This is a genomic window from Pseudomonas sp. 4CAES_32.4 (assembly GCF_058136335.1).
Window position 1 is genome coordinate 3,794,992 of record NZ_CM176882.1, and the last position, 25,601, is coordinate 3,820,592.

Genomic DNA, 25,601 nt, shown 5'->3' on the forward strand with positions numbered 1-25,601 from the left:
CCTACCGGAGATTCAGCCATGTGCGGAAGACTCACGCAGTACCGAGGCATCCACGACTTTGTGGCCGTGTTGAGCATCCCCGATGCACTGATCAACCACGTCGGCGATGCGCCACTCAATCGCTACAACGCGGCGCCGACCACTACGCTGGCCGTTCTTCATCAACATGAGCAACGCGTGTATGCCGATAACCTGCGCTGGGGCTGGCGTCCGCACTGGGCCAAGGATCGTCCGCCACCGATCAACGCGCGCGTGGAGAAAGTCGCCCATGGCCCGTTCTTCCGGGCGATCTGGCGCAACCGCCTCATCGTGCCCGTCGATAATTGGTTTGAATGGGTCGATGCCGGCGACAAAAACAAGCAACCCTGGCTGATCCGTCGCGCAGATCACGAACCGGTTTTCTGCGCGGCGATCGGACAATTTCCCACACCGGGAACCGAGGCTCGCGAGGACGATGGTTTCGTCATCATCACCGCCAACAGCGTTGGCGGGATGCTCGATATTCATGACCGCCGACCAGTGGTTTTGCGCCCGGATTTGGTGCGCGAATGGCTGGATCCGGCAACGCCGGTGGAACGCGCCGAGCAGATGCTGCTCTTTGAGGGTGAGCCCAGTGAGGTGTTCGAATGGTACAAAGTCGGCAAAGCTGTCGGTAACTCACGCAATCAGGGTGCGGAACTGATTGAAAAAATCGCTTAAATAATTCGAGTGTCGGCGCGTTATCAAAATACCGCCTCACAGGCTGAATCCGGGGCGTTACATCGACTGTTTCATTTGCGAAACAGTGATATTGAAACAGTCGTTCGTATGAACTAACCGCCTGTCAGACATTTCAACCGTCATACATACATTTACATGCACTACGGCTAGCATGCGCGCCGCCTTTCCGATTGGTATACCAGTTGACCAAAGAGTCAATAAATCAGGAATTCCCTATAACTTTACAAGCCCTTGCAGAGAAATAAGTTGCGCGACGATTTTGCAATCAAACAGGTCAGCGGCCTGGAGTGTATTTATCTGTCCATGACAGAACGCTTTGAACTCGACTGTTTTATCGGCCACTACATCAAGACCCGAAACCTGCGGACCGTTCCCGACATCGAGCGCATCCTGCGCACCACCCTCGACGGGTATCCCGGCCACCCGCCGGTGATGGTCAACGAGCTCAATGCGTGGATCGATCGAACGTTGGGATATCGGGCATCACACCCTGACTTCCCGCAGATGGAAGATCTTTGAAACCACAAAAAAGCCCCGCACGTGCGGGGCTTTTACGTCGAAATCACTCAAAACTTGCGATCAGGATCTGAAAGTTCTCTGCCATCATCGTGCTTCCAGGTCTGCTCCTTGTGCTTCTCACGCTCGATTTCTTCTTCAGTCGGCTCATCGGTCTCGTCGTCCGTTTCCGGATGCTTTTGCTCTGTCGCCATGTTCACCTCCCCTCACAAGTAGACGATCCGTTTTAAAGCGTAGAACAATTTCCATCAGGCAACTTACAACCACCAGCGCAGCAAAAAGAAGAACGCCATGCTCAACAACATGCTGAGCAACGTATTGCGTGTGGCGAGTACCAGGCCTATAGCCACCAGCGAACTAAGCAGATAGGGATTGTCCCACTGCAGATTCAGTTGTTTGTCCGGCATGAATACGATCGGCCCGCAGATTGCCGTGAGCATTCCCGGCACAGCAAAACCGAGAAACTGCCGGGCATTGCTGCTCAAGCGCACCGGCAAGCGCGGCTCAAGAAATACGTAGCGGTTGAGAAAGACCAGAATTCCCATGCCGAAAATCACCGCCCAGACCATCATGCGTGCTCCCGATACAGTTTGTTGCAGATAAACCCTGCGGTCATGCCCGCCAATCCCGACAGCACCAGCGCCGAGCCCCATTGCCAATAACTGAACAGCACCGAACAGAACAGCGACACGGCCACGCAGACCACCGTCGGCACATTGCGCACCACGGGTGTGATCAGTGCGATGAAGGTCGCGGCAATCGAGAAGTCAAGACCCAGATGTTCCAGCCCCGGAATACTGCTGCCGAGGACGATACCGGCGAGGGTGAACAGATTCCAGGCGATGTAGAAGGTCAAACCGACGCCCAATGCGTACCAGCGATTGAACTGTTGCCGGTCATGCTGACTGGTCAGCGCGAACAGTTCGTCAGTGAGCAAAAAGCCCAGGCCAAGCCGCCAACGGCCCGGCAACGGCGAGATCACCGAACGCATGCTCATGCCGTACAACAAATGCTGCGACGTCAGCAGCACCGTGGTCAGCAGAATCGAAAAAATTCCCGCGCCGCCCTTGAGCATGCCAATCGCGACCAATTGTGCGGCACCCGCAAACACAATGCTCGACAGGCCCTGTCCTTGCAGCGGTGTAAGGTTGGCTTCAATCGCCATGGAGCCGGCGAGCAGCCCCCACGGCGCAGTCGCCAGAGACAGCGGCATGATCGCCGCAGCACCGCGCAGGAACGCACTGCGGGGCAAAAGTGAATCAGACATAACGCTCCTCAATCAACGAAACGGCCAAAGACTGTGCCAGTAAAATCAGTTTTGTGGCTTGAACAATCTTGCGCACTTGTGGGAAATCGGCCTGATGCAACCGTTCATCGGCCAGCCGCTTGCAACGCCACGGTGCCAGCAACATGCTGGCGCAGCATTTCCTCCTCGAGACATTCCCGTTGAGACCCTGCCTGCCATGACCGCCATCGACAATGACGTGTACAAAACCCTACTGGAATCGACCAAAGCCATCCCGTGGCGAATCGACTGGAAAAGCATGACTTTCAGCTACATCGGCCCGCAGATCGAAACCTTGCTTGGCTGGAAGCAGGACAGCTGGGTCGGGGTCAACGACTGGGTCGAGCGCATGCACCCGGATGACCGCGATTACGTCGTCGAATTCTGTGTTTCGCAATCGCGTGCCGGGGTCGATCACGAAGCCGACTATCGCGCGCTGACCAGTGCCGGCGAATACGTGTGGATCCGCGACGTCGTGCACGTGGTGCGCAAGGACGGCGAAGTCGAGGCGCTGGTGGGGTTCATGTTCGATATCAGCGAGCGCAAGAAAACCGAAGAGCATCTGATCCGCCTGCAGAAGCAACTGGAAGAATATTCGTTTCAGGACGGCCTCACCGGCATCGCCAACCGGCGCATGTTCGACACCGTACTCGAACGCGAATGGACCCAGGCTCAGCGCAGTGGATTGCCGCTGTCGCTGCTGATTCTCGACATCGACTACTTCAAGCAATACAACGACCATTACGGCCACATAAAAGGCGACGAATGTCTGCGCCAAGTGGCCAGGACACTGTCACTGGCAGCCAACCGGCCACGGGATTTCATCGCCCGAATCGGCGGTGAAGAGTTCGTTTGGCTGCTGCCGGAAACCGATGCCGAGTCGGCGCGTCTGGTGGCGCGCAAATGCTTGCATCTGATCCGTCAGCAGCAGATCGCTCATGCACACTCGCCGGTATCGCCCTGGATCAGCCTGAGCCTTGGCGTCGGCACCACCAACGCAACGGTCGGCAGCGATCCGCTGGACTTCGTCGAACAGGTCGACAAATTGCTCTATCAAGCCAAGCACAACGGACGCATGCGCGCCGAATTTGCCGATTTTCGCCCTGAGCTTTAAACCCGTGACGGGCGTAACATAGCGCCATTCACAATCGCGTCAGGGAGACGACATGCTGTACCGAATCGCAGCCGATGGGCTGGTGCTGTTTCATTTGTCTTTTATTTTGTTCGTGCTGTTCGGCGGGCTGCTAGTGCTGAAATGGCCGCGAATCATGTGCCTGCATTTGCCGGCGGCGGCGTGGGGCGTCGCGGTCGAGGTGTTCCACCTGACCTGCCCACTGACCTACTGGGAAAACCTGATGCGTCACGCCGCCGGGCAAACCGAATACGCCGGCGGTTTCATCGAGCATTACGTCTGGCCAATCATCTATCCCGCGGGGCTCACTCCGCAGATTCAACTGGCGCTTGGCAGCGTAGTGCTGGCGGTCAATCTGCTGGTTTATGGGCGGTTGATTCGTTCATGGAAACTGCGCGGCAAGCAGGCGCTCTAGCGCGGTGCCTGCTTCAAGGCATCCAGCCAGGCCGGATCGAATCGGGTCTGTTCGGTATCGAGGCCCAGCGCCTGCATCCGTTCTTTGTGCGCTTCGACTTCCCGCCACAGTTGCCCATGATCGCTGGAGTTGCCGTCCAGTTCATGCATCTGCGTCAGGCCCAAATGATAAAAGCGCAGGACTTTCATCGCTGTTGAATCGTTCTTTTCCGCGGCGGCCGTCACCTGATGCATCACATTGGTGATGCTCATCAGGTTGCGTTTGAGCCGCCAGCTGTACACCGCCGGAGCCATCCAGCTCTGATTCCAGAAGCGCCCGCGCAACAACGCCGCTGTCAGCAGGAACGCCAGAAACACACCGCCCACATTAAACCGCAGGTTATCGCCGCCAGGTTCGCCGAACAGCGCCACCGCCGCGCTGGAAAACAGCATCGCCAACACCAGGAACAGCACGGCGATGATGATCGTGCTGCGCCGGGTCTGCTGGCGAAAGGTGGCGGCGTCCATCGGTTGAATCTCGAACATTGCGAATGACTTCCTTGAGCAGCAAAAAAGGGCAACGGAAAAAACCGGCCGGGGCATTATCGCATCGGGCGGCGATTTAGCTATGCTGGGGCTCCTTTTCATCTTTTCAGCGTCCAACGGGGGACATGGCGGTACAGCGCAGATCGTGCCATCTTCATTCATGGATACACACTATTCGGATGCCATCGCCTAGTATTGAGATGACATCGTTTTAAGGATCATTGCATGACCCAACGACACGTAATCAATGCCTCGGTCAGCCCGAAAGGCAGCCTGGAAACCCTTTCTCAACGTGAAGTTCAGCAACTGAGCGAAGCCGGATCCGGCAGCACCTATACCCTCTTCCGCCAGTGCGCCCTGGCCATCCTCAACACCGGCGCCCATGTCGATAACGCCAAGACCATCCTCGAAGCCTACAAGGACTTCGAAATCCGCATTCACCAACAGGATCGCGGCGTACGCCTCGAGCTGCTGAACGCTCCGGCCGACGCTTTCGTCGACGGCGAAATGATCGCCAGCACCCGCGAAATGCTCTTCAGCGCCCTGCGCGACATCGTCTACACCGAAAACGAACTCGACAGCCAGCGCATCGACCTGACCACCTCGCAAGGCATCAGCGACTACGTCTTCCATCTGTTGCGCAACGCGCGCACCCTGCGCCCGGGCGTCGAGCCGAAGATCGTCGTCTGCTGGGGCGGTCACTCGATCAACACCGAAGAATACAAATACACCAAGAAAGTCGGCCACGAACTGGGCCTGCGCAGCCTCGACATCTGCACCGGTTGCGGCCCTGGCGTAATGAAAGGCCCGATGAAGGGGGCGACCATCGCCCACGCCAAACAGCGTATTCATGGTGGCCGCTACCTTGGTTTGACCGAGCCCGGCATCATTGCCGCCGAAGCGCCGAACCCGATCGTCAACGAGCTAGTGATCCTGCCGGACATCGAAAAACGCCTGGAAGCCTTCGTCCGCGTTGGCCACGGCATCATCATTTTCCCAGGCGGCGCCGGTACGGCTGAAGAGTTCCTCTATCTGCTCGGCATCCTCATGCACCCGGACAACGCCGGCCTGCCGTTCCCGGTCATCCTCACCGGGCCGAAACATGCTGCACCGTATCTGGAGCAACTGGACGCGTTCGTTACCGCGACCCTCGGCGAAGCGGCCAAACAGCATTACGAAATCATCATTGATGACCCGGCCGAAGTAGCACGGCAGATGACTCAAGGGCTGAAAGCGGTGAAGCAGTTCCGCCGCGAGCGCAACGACGCGTTCCACTTCAACTGGCTGTTGAAAATCGACGAGGGCTTCCAGCGTCCGTTCGATCCGACCCACGAAAACATGGCCAACCTGAAACTGCACCGCGATCAACCGCCGCACGAACTGGCGGCGAACCTGCGTCGGGCGTTTTCCGGCATCGTCGCTGGCAACGTCAAGGACAAGGGCATTCGCCTGATTGAAGAACACGGGCCGTACCAGATCCGTGGTGACGCGGCGATCATGCAACCGCTCGATGCGCTGCTCAAAGCCTTCGTCGCCCAGCACCGGATGAAGCTGCCGGGCGGCGCGGCGTATGTGCCTTGCTATCGAGTGGTGGCGTAACTTTTAAGCATCAAACAATGCCAATGTGGGAGCTGGCTTGCCAGCGATAGCGGTAGATCAGACCTATTAATGTTGTCTGATACACCGCCATCGCTAGCAGGGCTAGCTCCTACAGGGATTTTTGGTTGCACACAGATTTTGCATTCACCCAAATCCAATGTGGTAGCCAGCCCTGCTGGCGATGGCGCCTGAAAGAACAACTTCAGCCCACCAACCGCGCCGCCAGTGCCTTGGCCTGCAACGCCACATCCGTCACCGCCGTACTCTCCCACCATATCCCCCGCAGTGGCGGCCCCATCGCAAATACCCGGCCAGCCGCATGCCCCTCGGCATCCAGTACCGCGCCATCCATTCCCGCCGCAATCCCCAATGCCAACGGCCCAGGCTGCACCAGACCACGCTCCAGCAACTGCTGCGGCAACGGTCGCGCCACGCGACGCCAGTCATATTCGATACCGCTGGAATTGATCAGCGCTGCGCCGTGCATCACGCAGGTTTCAGCCTCACCGCGACGTCTTATTCGAATGCGAACACCGCCATCCGAACTTGGCTCAAGCCCTTTAAACGACGCAGCATGGATGCTGAGCCGCCCTGCCAATTGCAGGCGCTCGACCAACGCCGCACTCAACGGTGGCGAACGATGATGATGACTTTCCCACCATGGCCGCACATGCCGTACGAATTGTCGCCGCTGCACGTCAGTCGCCTGGCTCCATAACCGAGCGATGTGCACGCGAACCGTATCCAGCGGTGCCTGCCAGTCGATGCCCTGCGCAATGGCGTCTCGACACTGCCGGCGTAATTCGCACAGCAACTGCCGTGGGGTGCGAATGCCATGATCCTCGCCCAGGAAATCGACCCAGGCCGGCGGTTGTCGGCGCACATGGGGCAACAGACCGTGCCGGGAAAACACCTCGATCGGCCCGCGATGCCCGGCCTGCTCCAGCGAAACCACGGCATCGACCATGGTCAGGCCGGAGCCGATGATCATCACGGTCGATAGCGGATCGAGCTGGCGCATGACCGCGACATCCCACGGATCCAGTGCGGCAGCGTTGAGGCCGCTGGAGTGTTTCTGTGCAGTTCGCGCAGCGGGGAACATACCGGTGGCGAGTACCGCAAGAGCCCCATTCAAGACCTGGCCGTCGTTCAAACGCAACTGCACCGAATCCGCTGCCGTTTGCAGATCTACTGCCTCGGCGCACACGTGCTCGACCGTCGAGCCATATTGCGCACCGACCCGCCGCGCTTCAGCCAAACGCTGCTGCACATAGACACCAAACAATCCGCGCGGTGGAAACAGCTCACTGATTGGCACATTCTGCTCTGCAGACTCCGGCCAGCCGCCGGCCGCAATATGCTCGGTCAGCCATTGCGTCAGGTCATTTGGATTATCTGGATCAACGCTCATTCGCGCCGCATTGCCGTTGAGCGTATGGCCCAACTCAACCGCACTGTAGGCCTCGCCTCGACCGAGTTCAGCACGCGGTTCGACGATGACGATTGTTCGCCGGCCCGGCTGACGCAGCAATTGCACCGCCAGCATCGTGCCGCTGAGGCCGCCGCCGATGATCAGGATATCCGTGTCATGTGCCATTCAAATCACCACATTGCGCACAAACCGAGCCGCAACCCCCCCATCATTGCGATAGGAATGCGGCTGATTACTGGCAAACATGAAGAACTCCCCTGTGTCGATCTTTTGCGGCTGATCGCCGAGCATCAGCGTCAGGCAGCCTTCGAACACGAAAATCTGCTCACTCCAGCCCTCGGCATCCGCCTGCGAGGGGTAAACCTCGCCCGGCTGCAGACACCATTCCCATTGCTCGACTTCGCGTGTGGCGGTGGCTTTCGACAGCAGCACCGCTTTACTCCCCGGGATCGTTCCCGCCCAGGCCACTTCGTTGATGCGGCTCGGGTCCCGGGCATCCGGCGCCTGGATCAGATCGCTGAACGCGACATCCAGCGCTTCAGCGACGCGATCGAGCGTGGTCAGGCTGACATTCTTCTCGCCCGCCTCGATCGCCACCAGCATGCGTCGGCTAACGCCGGATTTTTCCGCCAGCGCGGTCTGGCTCATATCGGCGGCATGGCGCAGACGTCGGACGTTTTGGCTGACGTGCTGAAGAACGGAGGTCCTTTGCGTGGAATCTTTGTGCACTATATTGCTCACTCGGTGAGGTTGGGCAGTATACTGCGCAACGTTGGCCGCATTGTGCGGCCTCCTTTTTATAGTGCGCAAGGTCATTGATGTCGCTGAACACTTCCCCTCCCCCCGTCCGCCTCTCCCGATTCAGCAAAGCCGAGTGCGTGCTGGTGCTGATCACCATGATCTGGGGCGGCACCTTCCTGCTGGTTCAGCATGCGATGACCGTCAGCGGGCCGATGTTTTTTGTCGGTCTGCGCTTTGCCGCTGCGGCGTGCATCGTCGCGCTGTTCTCGTGGCGTCATCTGCGTGAATTGACCCTGTTCGAACTCAAGGCCGGCGCGTTTATCGGCGTGGCAATCATGCTCGGTTATGGTTTGCAGACGGTCGGTCTGCAAACAATTCCGAGCAGTCAGTCGGCGTTCATCACCGCCCTCTACGTCCCGTTCGTGCCGTTGCTGCAATGGCTGGTACTCGGTCGGCGTCCGGGATTGATGCCGAGCATCGGGATCATGTTGGCGTTCACCGGTTTGATGCTGTTGTCGGGGCCATCGGGGGCGTCGCTGAACTTCAGCCCGGGTGAAATTGCCACGCTGATCAGTGCCATCGCGATTGCCGCCGAGATCATTTTGATTAGCACCTATGCCGGACAAGTCGATGTGCGCCGGGTCACCGTAGTGCAACTGGCAACCACCTCCGTGTTGTCGTTTCTACTGGTGGTGCCGACGGGTGAGGCGATTCCGGATTTTTCCACGACGCTGCTGGTGACTGCACTGGGCCTGGGGGCCGCGAGCGCGGCGATTCAGGTGGCGATGAACTGGGCGCAGAAAAGTGTTTCGCCAACTCGGGCAACGTTGATCTATGCCGGTGAGCCGGTGTGGGCAGGGATCGTCGGGCGGATTGCCGGCGAGCGCTTGCCAGCGATTGCGCTGGTGGGCGCGGGGCTGATTGTCGCAGCGGTGATTGTCAGTGAGTTGAAAACCAAGGGTAAGGTCGCAGAAACCGATGTTGAGTTGGAGCGGGAAACGCAGGGTTGATCAGCAATATCTTCAGCGCGCGAAAGGGCCATCTGCCACTCCATCCCTGCTTTGAAACAATGCCAAACAGAAATTTTCAGACTACTTTGTAGGATTCTGAGACATCCTGGCGTTTGGTGATCGGGGAGCTGGCACGTATGATGCTTCACAAACTTCCGCAGATTAGAAGCCTATGTCCCTGATAGTTCTACTGCTTCTGCCATTCATTGGCAGCTGTCTGGCAGCGGTGCTGCCACACAACGCGCGTAATACCGAATCCCTGCTGGCGGGGCTGGTCGCTCTGATCGGCACCGTTCAAGTCGCGATGTTGTACCCGCAAATCGCCCACGGCGGCGTGATCCGTGAAGAGTTCATGTGGCTGCCCAGCCTCGGCCTGAACTTCGTTTTGCGCATGGACGGCTTCGCCTGGCTGTTCTCGATGCTGGTACTCGGCATCGGCACACTCGTTTCTTTATATGCGCGTTATTACATGTCGCCGGATGATCCGGTGCCGCGTTTCTTCGCGTTTTTCCTGGCGTTCATGGGCGCCATGCTCGGTTTGGTCATCTCCGGCAACCTGATCCAGATCGTGTTTTTCTGGGAGCTGACCAGCCTCTTCTCGTTCCTGTTGATTGGCTATTGGCACCATCGCGCCGACGCCCGTCGCGGCGCTTACATGGCGCTGATGGTCACCGGTGCAGGCGGACTGTGTCTGCTGGCGGGGGTCATGCTGCTCGGCCATGTTGTCGGCAGCTACGACCTCGACAAGGTCTTGGCCGCCGGCGATCTGATTCGCGCACACGCCCTCTACCCTATTCTGTTACCTCTCATCCTCATTGGCGCACTCAGCAAAAGCGCGCAATTCCCGTTTCACTTCTGGCTGCCCCACGCCATGGCGGCGCCGACACCCGTCTCTGCTTATCTGCACTCGGCGACCATGGTCAAGGCCGGGGTGTTTCTGCTGGCGCGGTTGTGGCCGTCGCTGTCCGGCAGTGAAGAATGGTTCTACATCGTCAGCGGTGCCGGCGCCTGTACGCTGCTGCTCGGCGCTTATTGCGCGATGTTCCAGAACGATCTCAAAGGATTGCTGGCCTACTCGACCATCAGTCACCTCGGCCTGATCACCCTGCTGCTCGGCCTCAACAGCCCGTTAGCGGCAGTGGCGGCGGTGTTCCACATTCTCAACCACGCGACGTTCAAAGCCTCGCTGTTCATGGCCGCGGGGATCATCGACCATGAAAGTGGCACCCGCGACATCCGCAAACTCAGCGGTCTGATCAAACTGATTCCGTATACCGCGACCCTCGCGATGGTCGCCAGCGCCTCGATGGCCGGCGTGCCATTGCTCAACGGCTTCCTGTCGAAAGAAATGTTCTTCGCTGAAACCGTGTTCATCAATGCCACGGCGTGGGTAGAGATGTCGTTGCCGATCGTCGCGACCATCGCTGGCATGTTCAGCGTCGCTTACTCGCTGCGCTTCACCGTTGATGTGTTCTTCGGCCCCCCGGCCACCGACCTGCCGCACACCCCGCACGAACCGCCGCGCTGGATGCGCGCTCCGGTCGAACTGCTGGTATTTACTTGCTTGCTGGTGGGAATTTTCCCGGCACAGATCGTCGGCCCGTTGCTCGCAGCGGCGGCGCTGCCCGTGGTCGGTGGTGTGCTGCCGGAATACAGCCTGGCGATCTGGCACGGTCTGAATGCGCCAATGATCATGAGCCTGATCGCCATGTCCGGCGGTATCGTTCTGTATCTGTTGCTGCGTAACCAGTTCAAGCTCGGCCGCTTCAAGTACCCGCCACTGGTGGGCCGCTTCAACGGCAAGCGTCTGTTCGAGCGCAGCCTGGTGGTGATGATGCGCATGGCCCGTCGCGTCGAGCGGCGTCTGGGCACCAAGCGTCTGCAAATGCAGTTGTTCCTGATGGTATTGGCGGCTGTGCTCGCAGGCCTGATCCCGATGCTGCACAGCACGCTGAGCTGGGGCGACCGACCGAAGATTCCCGGTTCCATCGTCTTCGTGACCCTGTGGCTGCTGGCGATTGCCTGCGCCCTCGGCGCCGCTTGGCAAGCCAAGTATCACCGTCTCGCGGCCCTGACCATGGTCAGCGTCTGTGGCCTGATGACCTGCGTAACCTTCGTCTGGTTCTCGGCGCCGGATCTTGCGTTGACACAACTGGCGGTTGAAGTGGTAACCACCGTGCTGATCCTGCTCGGCCTGCGCTGGTTGCCACGCCGGATCGAAGAAGTCTCACCGCTGCCAAGCAGCCTGCGCAAAGCACGCATTCGCCGTCTGCGCGACTTGCTGCTGTCGATTGCCGTCGGTGGCGGCATGGCACTGCTGTCCTACGCAATGCTGACGCGGCAGACGCCGAACGATATTTCCTCGTTCTACCTCAGCCGTGCCCTGCCTGAGGGCGGCGGCAGCAATGTGGTCAACGTGATGCTGGTGGACTTCCGTGGTTTCGACACCCTCGGTGAGATCACTGTGCTGGTTGCCGTGGCGCTGACCGTGTTCGCCCTGCTACGACGCTTCCGCCCACCGAAAGAAAGCCTGCAACTGCCGGCTCAGCAACGCTTGCTCGCGCCGGACGTGGTCACCGACCTGGTCAACCCGCGTTCTGCCAGCGACACCGCGCTCGGCTTCATGATGGTGCCGGCGGTACTGGTGCGCCTGCTGCTGCCAATTGCGCTGGTGGTGTCGTTCTATCTGTTCATGCGTGGGCACAACCAGCCGGGTGGCGGTTTCGTCGCCGGTCTGGTGATGTCGGTGGCGTTCATCCTGCAATACATGGTCGCCGGTACGCAGTGGGTCGAGGCGCAAATGAGCCTGCGTCCATTGCGCTGGATGGGCACCGGATTGCTGTTCGCCACCGCCACGGGCCTCGGCGCGATGGTCGTCGGCTATCCGTTCCTGACCACGCACACCTGGCATTTCAGCCTGCCGGTACTGGGTGACATCCACGTCGCCAGCGCACTGTTCTTCGACATCGGCGTGTACGGCGTAGTGGTCGGTTCGACGTTGTTGATTCTGACCGCTCTCGCCCACCAATCGGTGCGGGGCCACAAGACCGCATCACTGCCCAAGTCCGTCGCCAGCAAAGGAGCCGTCTGATGGAAGAAGTCATCGCAATCGCCATCGGCATCCTCGCCGCATCCGGTGTCTGGTTGATCCTGCGGCCTCGGACCTTTCAGGTGGTCATGGGCCTGTGCCTGCTGTCGTACGCGGTCAACCTGTTCATTTTCAGCATGGGCAGTCTGTTCATCGGTAAAGAACCGGTGATCAAGGACGGCGTGACGCAGGACTTGCTGCACTACACCGATCCGCTGCCGCAGGCGCTGGTACTCACCGCGATCGTGATCAGTTTCGCCATGACCGCATTGTTCCTCGTCGTTCTGCTCGCCTCGCGCGGCCTGACCGGCACCGACCACGTCGACGGCCGGGAGCCTAAAGAATGATGGCGATGACTCACCTGATCGCCGCACCGATTCTACTGCCGCTGCTGACCGCCGCCATCATGTTGATGCTCGGCGAACGGCACCGGCCGCTGAAGGCGAAAATCAATCTGTTCTCCAGCCTTGTCGGTCTATTCATATCGGTGCTGCTGTTGCAATGGACGCAGACCACGGGCGTCCCAGGCTCGATTGGCGTGTATTTGCCGGGCAACTGGCAGGCACCGTTCGGCATTGTGCTGGTGGTCGATCGCCTGTCGGCATTGATGCTGGTACTGACCGGGATCATCGGCGTCAGCGCCCTGCTCTTCGCGATGGCGCGTTGGGACGGCGCTGGCTCAAGCTTCCACGCGTTGTTCCAGATTCAGTTGATGGGCCTGTACGGCGCGTTCCTGACGGCGGATCTGTTCAACCTGTTCGTGTTCTTCGAAGTCTTGCTGGCCGCTTCATACGGCTTGTTGCTGCACGGTTCGGGGCGGGCACGGGTGTCGTCGGGGCTGCATTACATTTCGATCAACCTGCTTGCTTCCTCGCTGTTCCTGATCGGTGCCGCGCTGATCTACGGCGTCACCGGTACGCTGAACATGGCCGATCTGGCGCTGAAGATTCCGCTGGTGCCGGAAGCCGACCGTGGCCTGCTGCACGCCGGTGCGGGGATTCTCGCGGTGGCATTTCTGGCCAAGGCCGGTATGTGGCCGCTGAACTTCTGGCTGGTGCCGGCCTACTCCTCGGCCAGTGCGCCGGTGGCGGCGATGTTCGCCATCATGACCAAAGTCGGCATCTACACTCTGCTGCGTCTGTGGACGCTGCTGTTCTCCGGGCAGGCCGGCGCTTCCGCGTTCTTCGGTGGCGAATGGCTGATCTACGGCGGCATGGCGACCATCGCCTGCGCGGCACTGGCGATTCTTGCGGCGCAACGTCTGGAGCGCATGGCCAGCCTGAGCATTCTGGTGTCAGCCGGCATTCTGTTGTCGGCGATCGGTTTCGCCCAGCCGAACCTGATCGGCGCTGCGCTGTTCTATGTGGTCAGCTCGACCCTGGCACTGAGTGCGTTGTTCCTGCTGGCGGAGCTGATTGAGCGCTCGCGCTCGGCCAATGAGATTCCGCTGGAAGACGAAAGCGAACTGCTGCCGCGACCACAGGAATCCCTGCAACCGCCAAAAGGCATCAACCTCGACGATGAGCAGAAAGCCGTGGTCGGTCAGGTCATCCCCTGGACCATGGCGTTTCTCGGTCTGAGCTTCATTGCTTGCGCGCTGTTGATCATCGGCATGCCACCGCTTTCAGGTTTTATCGGCAAGCTCAGTCTGATCGGCGCCTTGCTCAATCCTCTTGGTCTGGGCACCGCTGCGCCGATTTCCACGCCAGCGTGGATGTTCCTGGCGTTGCTGATTCTCTCTGGGGTCGCATCGTTGATGGCGTTCTCGCGCTTGGGTATCCAGCGTTTCTGGACGCCGGAAGAGCGCCCTTCGCCGCTGCTGCGAAAACTCGAATGCGCGCCGATTTTCCTCTTGCTGGGGCTGAGCATCGCCCTGACCTTCAAGGCTGAACCGCTGCTGCGTTATACCCAAGCCACCGCAGATGCACTGAACAATCCCCAGCAATACGTGATGGCCGTGCTCGGCACCCGCGCCGTACCCAGCCCCGAAGCCAGAGCGGCGATGCTGGAGGTGCAGCCATGAAGCGTGTGTTCCCTGCACCCTGGTTATCGCTGGCCCTGTGGGCGTTGTGGTTGACGCTGAATCTATCAGTCAGTCCGGGCAACTTGCTGCTCGGCGCGGCATTGGGTTTCGCGGCCCCGTTAATGATGCGTAAGTTGCGGCCAAAACGAGCGCACATTCGGCGCCCGGGGACCATTATCAAGTTGTTCTTCCTCGTCGGTCGGGACGTAGTGATGTCCAACCTGATCGTCGCTTGGGGCGTGCTCAACGCCGGTCGCCGCCCGCCGCGCTCGCGCTTCGTCAAAGTCCCACTGGACCTGCGCGACGCCCACGGTCTGGCGACGCTGGCAATGATCTGCACAGTGGTGCCCGGCACGGTGTGGTCGGAACTGGCACTGGATCGCAGCGTTCTTTTGCTGCACGTGTGGGATCTGGCTGACGAAGCGCAGTTTATCGAGCACTTCAAAAGCACCTACGAACGGCCGTTGATGGAGATTTTCGAATGAGCCCATTACTGTCGAACGCGATTCTGTTGACGCTGTTCCTGTTCTGCCTGGCGATGGTGCTGACCCTGATTCGCTTGTTCAAAGGGCCGTCGGCACAGGATCGGGTATTGGCGCTGGACTATCTGTACATCGTTGCGATGCTGATGATGCTGACGCTGGGCATTCGTTATTCCAGCGATACCTACTTCGAGGCAGCGCTGCTGATCGCGCTGTTCGGTTTCGTCGGCTCGTTTGCTTTGGCGAAGTTCCTGCTGCGTGGCGAGGTGATCGAATGAATGCTGAATTATCGTTGTGGGTCGAAATTCCGGTGGCAATTCTACTGGTGCTCAGCGGCGTTTTTGCGTTGATCGGGGCCGCAGGCTTGCTGCGCATGAAAGATTACTTTCAGCGCATGCACCCACCCGCACTAGCCTCGACGCTGGGGGCATGGTGTGTGGCGCTGGCCTCGATCATTTGCTTCTCGGCACTGAAATCCGGGCCGATCATACATGCCTGGCTCATCCCGATTTTGCTGGCAATCACGGTGCCGGTGACTACCTTGCTGCTGGCGCGGGCGGCGTTGTTCCGCAAGCGCATGGCCGGAGATGATGTGCCGGCCGAGGTCAGTAGCCGCCAAACCGAGAGTGGTAATTGAACCGTTAAAAGATCGCAGCCTTCGGCAGCTCCTACATTGGAATGCGCGTCTCCCTGTAGGAGCTGCCGAAGGCTGCGATTTTTTGATCTTGCTTTTCTAGACCCAAGCCACCGCCAACAACCCCGCCCCCAACACCGCACATAACGGCGAATACACCCAGGTGTCCAGCCGTGCAAACCGTGAATCCTTCACTTCCTTGAAAAAACCGACCAGATTGGAATCGCCGATCGCCCGGGCAAACATCAGCAACGCAATCGCGCTGATTACCCACTGCAACGCTTTGTGACTCACCGCCGGCATTCCCCAGCCAACCCGCATACACACCAGCACAGCAATCACCAGCAACGCCACCGCCACAATCAACGTCAGCCAGCCTGACGGCTTGAACGCCGGTCGCACCGTTGCGACAAAACCGCGCACGGGCACCTGCGGCACAACCGCCGCTGCAGCCCACTGCCCACCCAACGCCCAGTACACGTGCATCAAGGCAATCAGCGCAAAAGTTGTCACCAGCCATTGAGCCAACACAAAGGTCATGGTTGAAATCCTTGGAAAGGGATTTGAACAAATCATCCTAGTCGCATTTTTTTCAAGTGCACGACCGATCAGCGGTACGGTAAAGTGCCGCCCCATGAAATTTTCCCGTTCCGATCGCTCACTACTGGCCTGGATGCTCTATTGCTGCGTCCTGTTCAACGTGTTCGCCTGCAGCATCGGTCACGGACAAATGGTCGGCCTGCAGCTGAACGGTATCGGCGGCCAGTTCTGTACAGTCGATCCGGCCACTCAAGCGCCAATCGCCAGCAATCCCACCGAAGAAAAACTACCGACCCTGTCCAAGGCATTCGGCTGCCCGTTGTGCTCCGTGGGTGGCGGCATGGGGCCGGCGTTCAATTCCAGCCTGACCCTGGCGATCCTGCCGGAACAACACAGCCCACCGCTGGCGCCCATCGTCAGCGCCGACCTCCCTGCCCGCTTCACCTGGCCTTCAGCCAACCCTCGCGCCCCGCCGCTCGCCTGAGTGTCTCTGCCTTTTTGATTTGTCAGCCCACTGCGCCAACGCGCGGCGTTTGCCTGTGCGCTGACTCCTAGACAAGCATTCAGGATTCAATGATGAAACAACTCACTTTGCTGGCGAGCCTGTGCGGCTGCCTGTCCGTCAACGTCTGGGCGCAATCCACCGTGGATCTTGCGCCGATCACCATCGATGGCGAATCCGGCGCAGAGCCTGGCCTGAGCCTCGACCAATCCAGCGGCATGGCTTCGCGTCTCGGCTTGAGCGTGCGCGATACACCCGCCTCGGTGGCCATCGCCAATCGCAACGACATCGAACGCCACGGCGCGCAGAACTTCCAGGACGCCGCTAATACCTTGCCCGGGGTCAACGCCAGCGCGCCGCCGGGTTTTGGCGGTTTCGTTTCCTATCGCGGCTTCACCAGCAGCCAGATCACCCAAATGTTCAACGGCATCAACGTCTCCGGCGGACTCGCCCGGCCGGTTGATTCGTGGATCTACAACCGCGTGGAACTGGTCGGCGGCCCGTCATCGCTAATCAATGGCGCGGGCTCCGTCGGCGGTTCGCTGAACTACGTGACCAAACTGGCCACCCGCGATGAACAAGCGGTTGAAGGCCGGGTCAGTTACGGCACCTACGACACCACCGAAACGGCCTTCGGTCTCAACCACGCGTTGACCGATCCGTGCGCCGATATCCAGCAATACGCACGCCTCGACGTCAGCCACAACACCAGTAACGGTTACATCGACCGCCAGGAGCGCGATGCATGGAGCGTGGCGTTCTCGCTGCTTAGCGATCTCACGCCCAACCTGTCACACACCCTGGCCCTGGAATATCAGGACGAACACGAAGACAGTCCGTATTGGGGCACGCCCGTGTTGAATCCCAAAGCCGGTGAGCTGAAGATCGATAAACACAATCGCTTCAACAACTACAACGTCGAAGATGGTCGCTACGAACAGCGCACGATCTGGGTACGCTCGATCATCGATTACCGCATCAACGACAGCACCACCCTGCGCAACACGCTGTATCACCTCGACAGTCAGCGCGATTACCGCAACCTCGAAACTTACCAATACAACGCCGACAACAGCGCCGTGAATCGCTCAACCGCGTATCAAGTTCGTCATCAGGGCGAACAGAACGGCAACCAGTTCGAGCTGCGTCATGACAACTCGGTCTTCGGTCTCGATACGACCTGGTCAGGCGGTTTCGAATACAAGGTCAACCAGACCACCAATTCGCCACTCAACGTCAAAGGTGCGAGCACGGTTGAACCGAACCACTACCGGCCGGGCTACTTCTACGATATACCCGGCACCAATCCCAAGCTGATCAGCGACAAGACCAACGAAGTCACGACCAAGGCATTGTTCGTGGAAAACCGTCTGGCACTGACCGACAAACTGGCGCTGCTCACGGGTCTGCGTTACGACGACATTGACCTCGACGTCACCAACCATCGCACCGTGACCGCCGCCAACCCCAAGCATCTCAAGCGCAGCTGGGAACCGGTGACCGGTCGCGTCGGCCTGACCTACCAATTCATTCCCTCGGCCAACGTTTATGCGCAATACAGCACCGCCGCCGAACAACCGAATGGCACGCAAGATTTCGACGTATCGACCGGTAAACAATGGGAGATCGGCAGTAAATTCGATTATCTCAACGGGCGCGGCTCGGCCACCGTGGCCGCCTACACCATTGAGCGCAAGGATTTTGCCGTCACCGATCCACTGGACCCGACCAGCAGCATTCCGGTCGGCCAACAGACTTCGAAAGGCATCGAGATCGCCGGCTCGCTGCGGATCACCGACAAGTTGCTGGCCGAAGGCAACTTCGCTTGGGTCGATGCGCAGTACGACGACTTCACCGAGAAAAACGCCGCCGGCGTGGTGGTTTCACGCAAAGGCAATACGCCGACCAACGTCCCGGATCGAGTGGGTAATCTGTGGCTGACCTATGACTTTTCGCCGCAATGGCAAGGAGGAGTCGATGCCCGGTATGTGGCATCGGTGTATGCCGATACGGCCAATACCATGACCGTGCCGTCGTACACATTGTTCGGCAGTTTTCTTAGTTACAAGGTTGACTCACACACTACCGTCACCGGGAGAGTGCGCAATCTGACCAATGAGGTGTATGCCCAGTTTGCGCATGTTTCGCCGGCGTATTACCTAGGCACGCCGCGAACCTTCGAATTGGCGGTAGCAACTAAATTTTAAAGGCATCGCTAGCAGGCTAGCTCCCACAATTGGAATGCAATCCTTTTGTGGGAGCTAGCCTGCTACCGATTTGGCCAATCGCCTGGGCGATTATTTAAGATCAGCTGAAACCTTATCCGCCACATCCTTCGGCAACCACGCCTGCCACACATCGGGATGCGTCTTCATGAACGCCACCGCTGCTTCCCGTGGTGCGGTGTGTTTTTCGCTCATTTCCGCCAGCGCCTTGTTCAAAGGCTCGATCGGAAAATCGACCTTGCTGAAGAATTCGGCAATCTGCGGATACTGTTTCTGAAACGGCGTAGACACGCCAATCGACAGCTTGGAGGCCAGCGACCGGGTCGGTTTCGGGTTGGGATTGTCCGCATCGGTCAGCGTCTTCCACGCCTCGGCATCAAACGGTGGCTCTTCAAGCTGCACCAGTTTGAACTTGCCGAGTAGCGGCGTCGGCGACCAGTAGTAGAACAACACCGGCTTACCGCGACGAATCGAAGAACTGATCTCGGCGTCCAGCGCCGCCCCGGAGCCACTGCGGAAATTGGTGTAATCGTCCTGCAATCCATAAGCAGTCAGCTTCTGCTTGTTGACCACTTCCGAAGTCCAGCCGATCGGGCTGTTGAGGAACCGTCCTTTACCCGGACTCTCTGGATCCTTGAACACGTCCTTGTACTTTTTCAGATCAGTGACGCTACGCAAGTCCGGCGCCAACGGTTTGATGCCCTTGGCCGGGTCACCCTTGATCACGTACTCCGGCACCCACCAACCCTCGGTGGCACCTTTGACCGTATCGCCCAAGCTAACGACTTTACCTTCCGCTTCAGCCTTGACCCACACAGGACTGCGCCCGGCCCACTCTTCGCCAATGACCTGAATGTCGTTGTTGGCCAGTGCGGTTTCCAGGGTGATGGTGGTGCCCGGCAAGGTGTCGGTCGGCAACCCGTAGCCCTTCTCGACGATGATCCGCAGGACATCGGTGATCAGGCTGCCGCTTTCCCAGTTCAGGTCGGCAAAGTGGATCGGCGTTTGGGCCGCCATCACCGTTTGCGCTGACGTCAGCAAGCCGAAGGTGGCCACACTGGCAGCCAACAACCGTCGAAATCCGTTCATGCATTGCACCTCGTGCTGTTCACAGCAATAGCAGGATGGCCTGACAGAAGACCGCAAGCCTCTGAATACTCAGTCAACTGACTGTAGCCGAGGTTCCTGCTTTTTCCGGGCTCGAACCCGGACGGGGTTACGAATCAGACTTTTCCTGCAAGCTTTGCAGCTCGCGTCTGACCATGCTCGCGTATTCCGCGGGACGCAACGTGTAGATCTGCGCGGCAACCCAGTTCAGCCACGCGCCCTGTAGTTCGGCCTTGGCACCGTACAAACGCCGGGCCTCTATTCGCGCGGTTTCGAGGTTCTGCGAATGGAAATCGGCGCGGCTCACTCGCTGGCCTTGAAGGTCACCAGTTCGCCTTTGCGCCACTTGGCGGCCTTGGCAGTGACGGCTTTCAGGGTTTTGGTCAGGCCTTCCTGCAACTGCTCATTGGCGGCGAACACGGTTACTACGCTGTGGCCTTCCTTGAACAGGATGGCGTGACCGTCTGCTGTGTCGACAAAGGCGTAGTCGCCAAGGCCATAGACCGTCAGTTTGATTTCACGAAAACGGATATCCATTTTGCCGCCTTCACGGCTGGGCAGGACCGAAGCGCTGAAATGATCGCCCACTTTAAGCTTGAGGCCTGGCTTGTCATCCACCACCAAAGCGCTTTCGGTGTCGATCTCGGCAACGTAAATGCCTTCGGCGTTTTGCTCGGTGATGTAAACAAAACGCGACTGGAACAGCTTGACCAGCTTTGCACGCAAATCACCCAGCACGAACAAAGCATGCATATCGAGGTTACTGACTGCCAAAGAAACATCCCCACATCTGAAAAACCACACACGGAAAACGCGCACGGCAAAAAATAACGGCCTGGCCGATGGAACTGCAAACTACTCAAATAAGCCCGAAGCAAGCAGAAAGCCTGTTCGCGAGGTTAGTAAGACTACTGGATTGTCACTCGCAAAACTCATCCCGATGTCGCCGCAACTTGAAGGAAAAATCCTTAACGGCGGACAGAGAAAACTGACTACGAACTTTAGGGAAATTTCTCACGAAAAAAAGCACTTTTCCGACATATCGCTCGCGAAAAATTGCTTTAGATAAGCCCTGTCGTCAACAGGTGCTGACGATTCTAGAGCAGCGATGCTGCTTACGACTACCCGAAACGGTCCGTAATTCACGGCCAATTGATGAAAAGGACTTCATATGTGCACTCTGACTCACTTTGCCAGACCCGCTGACGACCTGTTGCCTTCGCCTTTGATCCTTCATGTCAGCCATGAGAATGATCAAACCCCACGCTTTCAAGTAGTGCCGGCGGGCAATGCCTTCTTTCATATCAAGGAAAAATCGACTGGTCGTGTAAGAGGTTTCCGCGAAAACCATAACGAAGCCTGCGCCCTCGCCCGCTCACTTGAATCGCAAATCGAACTCCGGGCCCACGGACACCTCAGATAAAGAGAGTGATCGACTGCGCCACACCGGCGCCAACCCAAGGAGTACATGATGGAATTGCCAGCATACGATCTGAAAACCCTGTTCGATCAACTGGGACTGCCTTCGGAAGGCAGCGCAATCGACGATTTTATTGAGGCGCATCCACTGGCCGCCGAGACCAAACTGATCGACGCCGAATTCTGGTCGCCGCAACAGGCGCAATTGCTCAAGGAATGGTTACGTGCAGACGGCGAAGAAGCCGTTATGGTCGATGAATTGAACGTGCGCCTGCACCGCGGCAAGTAAGCCTGATCAGTGAAGGCTGTCACCTGGCTCGGCCTGCAATTGCGCGAGCCACGCAGCTTTGCATTCCTCGGCTTCGTCGCGGCTGGCGAATGCCGTGCCGCGCCGCTCACCATTGAGCAAGACCACCCAGCAAACGCTCCGCCCCATCGCCCGCAGACCGGCGGGGACACCAGTGCCGATCATCACGGCAACATCAACTCGGCATTGCATACCGACCTCCCGAAATACTTAGCTACCTAACTAAGTAGTCAGGTTAATGCTTTCTTTCAGGAGGAAACAGCAAGCGTCTTGCACAGCTTCATTGCATCAGCGGTAACAATCAATGCGGGTTTTCCGGTTTGTAGCCCAGACGCAGACCGCCCCAGTGCCGGCCTTTGATCATGATTGGCACCGATAGATCATGCATCAGCTCGCCAGTATCGCGGGTGTAGGTCTGCAACAACACCGCTTGTTGGTGACTGCCGCAGCGGCTCCCGGTGCGATCGGCGAACTTGCGTTTGGTGCGATTGTTTACCGTGTCGACCTTCGCATCCCCCGTCAGCGGCTGGCTGAACGCCTGATTGTGCGTTGGCACATAGCCTTGCTGCGTGCAGGCAATCGCAAAGACCAATCCTTCATGACGCGCCAACAATGGCTCCTGAATCGCTGGCAGCACTTGATCGGTATAGCGGTCGAAACGGGTCTGGAACTTCGCCGGCTCCGTGCCAGGAATGGCCTGATAGCTGCGATCGAAGAGATCCTCCAGGCTGACGCGCCCCTGCTCGACATCCGCCTCGAAACGCGCGGCAATCTGACCAGCGCCTTCACGCGCCAAGTCATAGATGCGCTGGTGATAGTCATCGAGACCGACTTCGGCCAGTCGCTCGCTGATGGTTTCCGCCTGCCCTTCCATTTGCACCGCTGCCTCGGCGAGGCGGCGGGTTTGTTGATCACTGATCGCCAGATCGCTGCGCATCTGTTCGATGGCTTTGAACAGACTGTCGAGTTGCTCACGATTGGTTTCCGCACCCCGGGCGATCTCGCCGACCTGCCCCTCCACTCCGGCGGCCAATCGCGCAATGTTCTCCAGATGTTGACCGGTGTGCTCGACCTGCTCGACACCGGTGTGGAGATCGCTGGACAGCTCGCGAATCTGCTCCACCACCTGCGCGGTACGCTGTTGAATGTCGGCGACCATCTCACCGACTTCACCGGTCGCCGACGCTGTGCGCGCCGCCAAACCGCGCACTTCATCAGCCACCACCGCAAAGCCGCGACCATGTTCGCCCGCCCGCGCCGCTTCAATTGCCGCGTTCAAGGCCAGCAGATTGGTCTGGCTGGCGATGGACTGAATCACCAAGGTCACGCGCTGAATGTCATCACTGCGCACACTCAACGCCTCGATCAGTTCACGGCTGGCATTGGCGCGCTGACTGAGTTGATGCATGCGTGCGATCGAATCGACCAGTTCGGTGCGCCCCGCCGCGCTGCTGTGATGCGCTTCACTGGCAGCCGCCAATGCTTCACGGCTGAGCTGCGACGTCGCATGCTCGGTGGCGATCATCACCTCGGCATTGCTGACAATCTGCGCCGCCGCATCGAGTTGCGATTCGAGTTTGCTCGCCAGCGCTTTTACTGAAAACGCCACGCCCGCCGCCGACAACGCGTTATGGCTGGTGGTGTAGGAAAGGTCGCGGGTCAGTTCGGACATTGCGCTGCCATTGTCGGCAGGCGGTACAGCGGGGACGGCTCGGGAACGCAGGCGCGGCAGCCAGACAATCAGCACCGCCAGCGGCATGCCGAGATAAAGCGACCACTCACCCAAGGTCATGCCGGCCAACAACAGCATCAGGGCGATGCTTTGCAGGGTCGGTGCGATCCAGCGGTTTTTCGGCAACAGCACTGGTGCGGGCAGAGCCCCAACCAGAGATCCATCTCTCGTCATTTCAACACCCCACGCTTGTTCTCATTGTTGTGACTGCATTAAACGCCACTACAACGCCATTATCCATGGTCCGTTAGTCGTGGGTCTGCGGCAGGTCAATGGAATCGCGGGAGAATATTGCGGACGAGAAAAAGCTTCGCGGGCAAGCCCGGCTCCCACCTGGTTCTGTTTGAACCGGTTGGGACGGACTTGCCCGCGATCACAGCGGCGGCGAAATCAGGCCTGGCGCTGGTGCTTGTCGATCTGCTCGTGACGCTCTTGAGCTTCGATGCAGTATTTGGTGGTCGGGCTGATCAGCAGGCGCTTCAGGCCAATCGCCTCGCCGCTGTCATCGCACCAGCCAAAGCTGTCTTCCTTGATGCGCTCAAGGGCTTGCTCCAGTTGCGGCAGCATGCGCTGGTCGCGATCAATCGCGTTTACCAGCCAAGTACGCTCTTCTTCAACCGAAGCCGCGTCCGCCGGGTCAGCCGGAGTGTCCAGGCTTTCGATGGCGACACGGTTTTGCTCAATGCGCTCGTGGGTTTCGACTTTCATGTTCTGCAACAGCTCAGTGAAGAAAGCGTGCTGCTCGGAATTCATGTAGTCATCTGCCGGCATGGCCAGCAACTTGTCCTTTGTCATTGATATCTCTATAAAAAAACGTGCATTAAGGCGAATTAGGGAGCGTTTCGGCGAACCGTGTGCGGTCGGCGAAAAGGCATCGTTTATTGCAAATGCCACCCGGCACTCAATTTACGAGGGGCGGCAGTCTAAGGCCCGTTTGAGGCCTCAGCAACTGTAAATACAGGGAATTTGTCCGACAAAGCCCGGAAACTGCTCTGACACAGGGTTCACACCGGCCATCGGAGTGCGTTTATAGCAAGAAATTCAGTCGAGCGGCTGTATATAGAAGACAAACGGCTAACCCCGTACAGCCAGATCGTGAATATTTCGTCAGTCAGTGCATCGTTTCAGCTCAGCAGGCCCGCCGCAAGCCAACTAATATCAGTGGCCACCGTGTGATCAACCCGCCTGAAGGATGACTTATGCCCCGCCCCGATCTGCCGGCCTCCGACGAGATGACCCTCGCCAGCCCCCCGATCAATGCCGAGCGCCTGCTGCAACTGATCACCGACGAATACGACGCCCTGCCGCGCCAGCTCAAACGCATCGCCAGTTACATGAGCCAACAGAGCGACCGGATCATGGTCGACCGCATCAGCGACATCGCCCGCGAATGCGAGGTCCACCCGTCCGCCATCGTGCGCTTCTCACAGCGCTTCGGGTTCAGCGGCTTCAGCGAAATGCAGGCCCTGTTCCGCACCGCCTACACCCACAAAGCCTCACCGGTGCAAAACTACCAACAGCGCATTCGCAACATGATCGCCAACCCATCGCAGCAAACCAGCGACGGCGACCTCGCCCGCGAATGCATCGAGGCCACGCGCTCCGGCATCGAACGCCTCGGCCGCGAACTCGACGATGGCGCGTTTGCAACAGCCGTCGATCTCATCGTCAACGCCGACAACATTTATGTCATCGGCGTGCGCCGCTCCTTCGCCGTCGCTGACTACCTCGTTTACAACTTGCAACACACTCAGAAACGAATTCACCTCGTTTCCGGCCTCGGCGGCAGTTATCGCGAGCAAATGCGCAGCGTGCGCGCCAATGATCTGGTGATCGCCATCAGCTTCACGCCGTATGCCAAGGAAACCCAACAATGCCTGCGCTTCGCCGGCGAGCAACAGACGAATACCCTGGTCATCACCGACAGCCATCTCTCGCCGCTGGCGAAGCGTGCAAACAGTCTGCTGTTGGTGAATGAAGGCAGCGCGTTGGCGTTTCGCTCGTTGAGCGCGACGTTGTGTTTGTGCCAGGCGTTGTTTGTGGCGGTGGCGTATCGGTTGGGGTTGAATGTGGATGAGATTCACGAGCAGGCCGGATTTGACGACTGACAATTGCTCCAGGCTCGGCTAGGTTATGCGTTCCCACCGGTTCGACTTGAAGGAACGCGT

The 25,601-nt window shown here is 58.8% G+C and carries 31 protein-coding genes; 17 read left to right on the forward strand and 14 right to left on the reverse strand.

Annotated features, from left to right (window positions below; translation table 11 throughout):
- Positions 1–18 precede the first annotated feature (18 nt).
- Both AC3Y64_RS16940 and AC3Y64_RS16945 read left to right on the forward strand, forming a co-directional pair.
- Entirely contained in the window at positions 19–699 is a 681-nt protein-coding gene (locus tag AC3Y64_RS16940) for an SOS response-associated peptidase (RefSeq protein WP_489984567.1), read from the forward strand.
- A gap of 267 nt (positions 700–966) precedes the next feature.
- Complete coding sequence (locus tag AC3Y64_RS16945) at positions 967–1,239, forward strand: hypothetical protein (RefSeq protein WP_489984568.1); 273 nt, start codon at positions 967–969, stop codon at positions 1,237–1,239.
- A gap of 47 nt (positions 1,240–1,286) precedes the next feature.
- On the opposite strand, the gene AC3Y64_RS16950 is transcribed toward AC3Y64_RS16945, so the two are convergent.
- The 4 genes from AC3Y64_RS16950 to AC3Y64_RS16965 all read right to left on the reverse strand — a co-directional run bounded on the left by AC3Y64_RS16950 (position 1,287) and on the right by AC3Y64_RS16965 (position 2,648).
- Complete coding sequence (locus AC3Y64_RS16950; protein ID WP_489984569.1) at positions 1,287–1,430, reverse strand: hypothetical protein; 144 nt, start codon at positions 1,428–1,430, stop codon at positions 1,287–1,289.
- Between the two features lie 63 nt (positions 1,431–1,493).
- A complete protein-coding gene (locus AC3Y64_RS16955; protein WP_172680124.1) occupies positions 1,494–1,805 on the reverse strand; it encodes an AzlD domain-containing protein in 312 nt (103 codons plus the stop codon).
- Positions 1,805–2,503 (reverse strand): AzlC family ABC transporter permease, encoded by a 699-nt coding sequence (locus tag AC3Y64_RS16960; RefSeq protein WP_489984570.1) that lies wholly within the window; start codon positions 2,501–2,503, stop codon positions 1,805–1,807. Before AC3Y64_RS16960 ends, AC3Y64_RS16955 begins: the two co-directional genes overlap by 1 nt.
- Positions 2,496–2,648, reverse strand: coding sequence for a hypothetical protein (locus tag AC3Y64_RS16965; protein WP_158957960.1), 153 nt, complete (start codon positions 2,646–2,648; stop codon positions 2,496–2,498). Before AC3Y64_RS16965 ends, AC3Y64_RS16960 begins: the two co-directional genes overlap by 8 nt.
- 51 nt (positions 2,649–2,699) lie before the next feature.
- On the opposite strand from AC3Y64_RS16965, the gene AC3Y64_RS16970 reads away from it, so the two are divergent.
- Both AC3Y64_RS16970 and AC3Y64_RS16975 read left to right on the forward strand, forming a co-directional pair.
- Entirely contained in the window at positions 2,700–3,635 is a 936-nt protein-coding gene (locus AC3Y64_RS16970; protein ID WP_489984571.1) for a sensor domain-containing diguanylate cyclase, read from the forward strand.
- A gap of 52 nt (positions 3,636–3,687) precedes the next feature.
- Positions 3,688–4,068, forward strand: a complete 381-nt coding sequence (locus AC3Y64_RS16975) for a DUF2784 domain-containing protein (RefSeq protein ID WP_489984572.1) — start codon at positions 3,688–3,690, stop codon at positions 4,066–4,068.
- Here AC3Y64_RS16975 and AC3Y64_RS16980 read toward each other — a convergent pair.
- On the reverse strand, positions 4,065–4,592 hold the full coding sequence (locus AC3Y64_RS16980; RefSeq protein ID WP_489984573.1) for a DUF3087 family protein: 528 nt from the start codon (positions 4,590–4,592) through the stop codon (positions 4,065–4,067). The two genes, AC3Y64_RS16975 and AC3Y64_RS16980, sit on opposite strands and share 4 nt — an antisense overlap.
- 225 nt (positions 4,593–4,817) lie before the next feature.
- Here AC3Y64_RS16980 and ppnN point away from each other — a divergent pair, with 225 nt between their 5' ends.
- Positions 4,818–6,191: a nucleotide 5'-monophosphate nucleosidase PpnN gene (gene ppnN, locus AC3Y64_RS16985; protein ID WP_105704980.1), complete on the forward strand. Its 1,374-nt coding sequence runs from the start codon at positions 4,818–4,820 to the stop codon at positions 6,189–6,191.
- Positions 6,192–6,393: 202 nt separating this feature from the next.
- Here the strand turns inward: ppnN and AC3Y64_RS16990 are convergent, their stop codons facing one another.
- Both AC3Y64_RS16990 and AC3Y64_RS16995 read right to left on the reverse strand, forming a co-directional pair.
- Positions 6,394–7,788 carry an FAD/NAD(P)-binding protein gene (locus tag AC3Y64_RS16990; protein ID WP_489984574.1) on the reverse strand — a complete coding sequence of 465 codons (1,395 nt, stop codon included), beginning with the start codon at positions 7,786–7,788 and terminating at the stop codon, positions 6,394–6,396.
- Positions 7,789–8,352, reverse strand: coding sequence for a helix-turn-helix domain-containing protein (locus tag AC3Y64_RS16995; protein WP_489984575.1), 564 nt, complete (start codon positions 8,350–8,352; stop codon positions 7,789–7,791). It abuts the gene before it with no gap.
- Between the two features lie 89 nt (positions 8,353–8,441).
- On the opposite strand from AC3Y64_RS16995, the gene AC3Y64_RS17000 reads away from it, so the two are divergent.
- The 7 genes from AC3Y64_RS17000 (at position 8,442) to AC3Y64_RS17030 (ending at position 15,604) form a co-directional block, all read left to right on the forward strand.
- Positions 8,442–9,374: a DMT family transporter gene (locus tag AC3Y64_RS17000; protein WP_489984576.1), complete on the forward strand. Its 933-nt coding sequence runs from the start codon at positions 8,442–8,444 to the stop codon at positions 9,372–9,374.
- 172 nt (positions 9,375–9,546) lie between these two features.
- Positions 9,547–12,465, forward strand: coding sequence for a monovalent cation/H+ antiporter subunit A (locus tag AC3Y64_RS17005; RefSeq protein ID WP_489984577.1), 2,919 nt, complete (start codon positions 9,547–9,549; stop codon positions 12,463–12,465).
- Positions 12,465–12,809, forward strand: coding sequence for a Na+/H+ antiporter subunit C (locus tag AC3Y64_RS17010; RefSeq protein WP_016775082.1), 345 nt, complete (start codon positions 12,465–12,467; stop codon positions 12,807–12,809). Before AC3Y64_RS17005 ends, AC3Y64_RS17010 begins: the two co-directional genes overlap by 1 nt.
- Complete coding sequence (locus AC3Y64_RS17015; RefSeq protein WP_489984578.1) at positions 12,806–14,485, forward strand: monovalent cation/H+ antiporter subunit D; 1,680 nt, start codon at positions 12,806–12,808, stop codon at positions 14,483–14,485. Before AC3Y64_RS17010 ends, AC3Y64_RS17015 begins: the two co-directional genes overlap by 4 nt.
- On the forward strand, positions 14,482–14,970 hold the full coding sequence (locus tag AC3Y64_RS17020; protein ID WP_489984579.1) for a Na+/H+ antiporter subunit E: 489 nt from the start codon (positions 14,482–14,484) through the stop codon (positions 14,968–14,970). The genes AC3Y64_RS17015 and AC3Y64_RS17020 overlap by 4 nt, the downstream gene beginning before the upstream one ends.
- Positions 14,967–15,245 (forward strand): K+/H+ antiporter subunit F, encoded by a 279-nt coding sequence (locus tag AC3Y64_RS17025; protein WP_150602808.1) that lies wholly within the window; start codon positions 14,967–14,969, stop codon positions 15,243–15,245. The genes AC3Y64_RS17020 and AC3Y64_RS17025 overlap by 4 nt, the downstream gene beginning before the upstream one ends.
- Positions 15,242–15,604, forward strand: coding sequence for a Na+/H+ antiporter subunit G (locus AC3Y64_RS17030; RefSeq protein WP_489984580.1), 363 nt, complete (start codon positions 15,242–15,244; stop codon positions 15,602–15,604). Before AC3Y64_RS17025 ends, AC3Y64_RS17030 begins: the two co-directional genes overlap by 4 nt.
- Before the next feature lie 96 nt (positions 15,605–15,700).
- Here AC3Y64_RS17030 and AC3Y64_RS17035 read toward each other — a convergent pair whose 3' ends face one another.
- Positions 15,701–16,141 carry a DUF3995 domain-containing protein gene (locus AC3Y64_RS17035; RefSeq protein ID WP_489984581.1) on the reverse strand — a complete coding sequence of 147 codons (441 nt, stop codon included), beginning with the start codon at positions 16,139–16,141 and terminating at the stop codon, positions 15,701–15,703.
- A 94-nt stretch (positions 16,142–16,235) separates the two neighbouring features.
- On the opposite strand from AC3Y64_RS17035, the gene AC3Y64_RS17040 reads away from it, so the two are divergent.
- Positions 16,236–16,625, forward strand: coding sequence for a DUF2946 domain-containing protein (locus AC3Y64_RS17040; RefSeq protein WP_489984582.1), 390 nt, complete (start codon positions 16,236–16,238; stop codon positions 16,623–16,625).
- Positions 16,626–16,717: 92 nt separating this feature from the next.
- Positions 16,718–18,850 (forward strand): TonB-dependent receptor, encoded by a 2,133-nt coding sequence (locus AC3Y64_RS17045; protein WP_489984583.1) that lies wholly within the window; start codon positions 16,718–16,720, stop codon positions 18,848–18,850.
- A 90-nt stretch (positions 18,851–18,940) separates the two neighbouring features.
- Here the strand turns inward: AC3Y64_RS17045 and AC3Y64_RS17050 are convergent, their stop codons facing one another.
- From AC3Y64_RS17050 to AC3Y64_RS17060, 3 genes are all read right to left on the reverse strand, one after another.
- Entirely contained in the window at positions 18,941–19,957 is a 1,017-nt protein-coding gene (locus tag AC3Y64_RS17050) for an ABC transporter substrate-binding protein (protein WP_489984584.1), read from the reverse strand.
- 127 nt (positions 19,958–20,084) lie between these two features.
- Positions 20,085–20,282 (reverse strand): hypothetical protein, encoded by a 198-nt coding sequence (locus AC3Y64_RS17055; protein WP_158960269.1) that lies wholly within the window; start codon positions 20,280–20,282, stop codon positions 20,085–20,087.
- Entirely contained in the window at positions 20,279–20,728 is a 450-nt protein-coding gene (locus AC3Y64_RS17060; protein WP_163005233.1) for a hypothetical protein, read from the reverse strand. Before AC3Y64_RS17060 ends, AC3Y64_RS17055 begins: the two co-directional genes overlap by 4 nt.
- A 418-nt stretch (positions 20,729–21,146) precedes the next feature.
- Here AC3Y64_RS17060 and AC3Y64_RS17065 point away from each other — a divergent pair, with 418 nt between their 5' ends.
- Positions 21,147–21,398: a hypothetical protein gene (locus tag AC3Y64_RS17065; protein ID WP_489984585.1), complete on the forward strand. Its 252-nt coding sequence runs from the start codon at positions 21,147–21,149 to the stop codon at positions 21,396–21,398.
- Between the two features lie 48 nt (positions 21,399–21,446).
- Positions 21,447–21,683 (forward strand): DUF2789 family protein, encoded by a 237-nt coding sequence (locus AC3Y64_RS17070; RefSeq protein ID WP_158960270.1) that lies wholly within the window; start codon positions 21,447–21,449, stop codon positions 21,681–21,683.
- 6 nt (positions 21,684–21,689) lie between these two features.
- Here the strand turns inward: AC3Y64_RS17070 and AC3Y64_RS17075 are convergent, their stop codons facing one another.
- The 3 genes from AC3Y64_RS17075 to AC3Y64_RS17085 all read right to left on the reverse strand — a co-directional run bounded on the left by AC3Y64_RS17075 (position 21,690) and on the right by AC3Y64_RS17085 (position 24,228).
- Entirely contained in the window at positions 21,690–21,893 is a 204-nt protein-coding gene (locus tag AC3Y64_RS17075) for a hypothetical protein (protein ID WP_489984586.1), read from the reverse strand.
- Between the two features lie 109 nt (positions 21,894–22,002).
- Positions 22,003–23,607 (reverse strand): methyl-accepting chemotaxis protein, encoded by a 1,605-nt coding sequence (locus AC3Y64_RS17080; protein ID WP_489984587.1) that lies wholly within the window; start codon positions 23,605–23,607, stop codon positions 22,003–22,005.
- Between the two features lie 216 nt (positions 23,608–23,823).
- A complete protein-coding gene (locus AC3Y64_RS17085; RefSeq protein WP_158960276.1) occupies positions 23,824–24,228 on the reverse strand; it encodes a TraR/DksA family transcriptional regulator in 405 nt (134 codons plus the stop codon).
- Between the two features lie 404 nt (positions 24,229–24,632).
- Between AC3Y64_RS17085 and AC3Y64_RS17090 the strand changes: the two genes are divergently transcribed.
- Entirely contained in the window at positions 24,633–25,541 is a 909-nt protein-coding gene (locus AC3Y64_RS17090; RefSeq protein WP_489984588.1) for a MurR/RpiR family transcriptional regulator, read from the forward strand.
- Positions 25,542–25,601 lie beyond the last annotated feature (60 nt).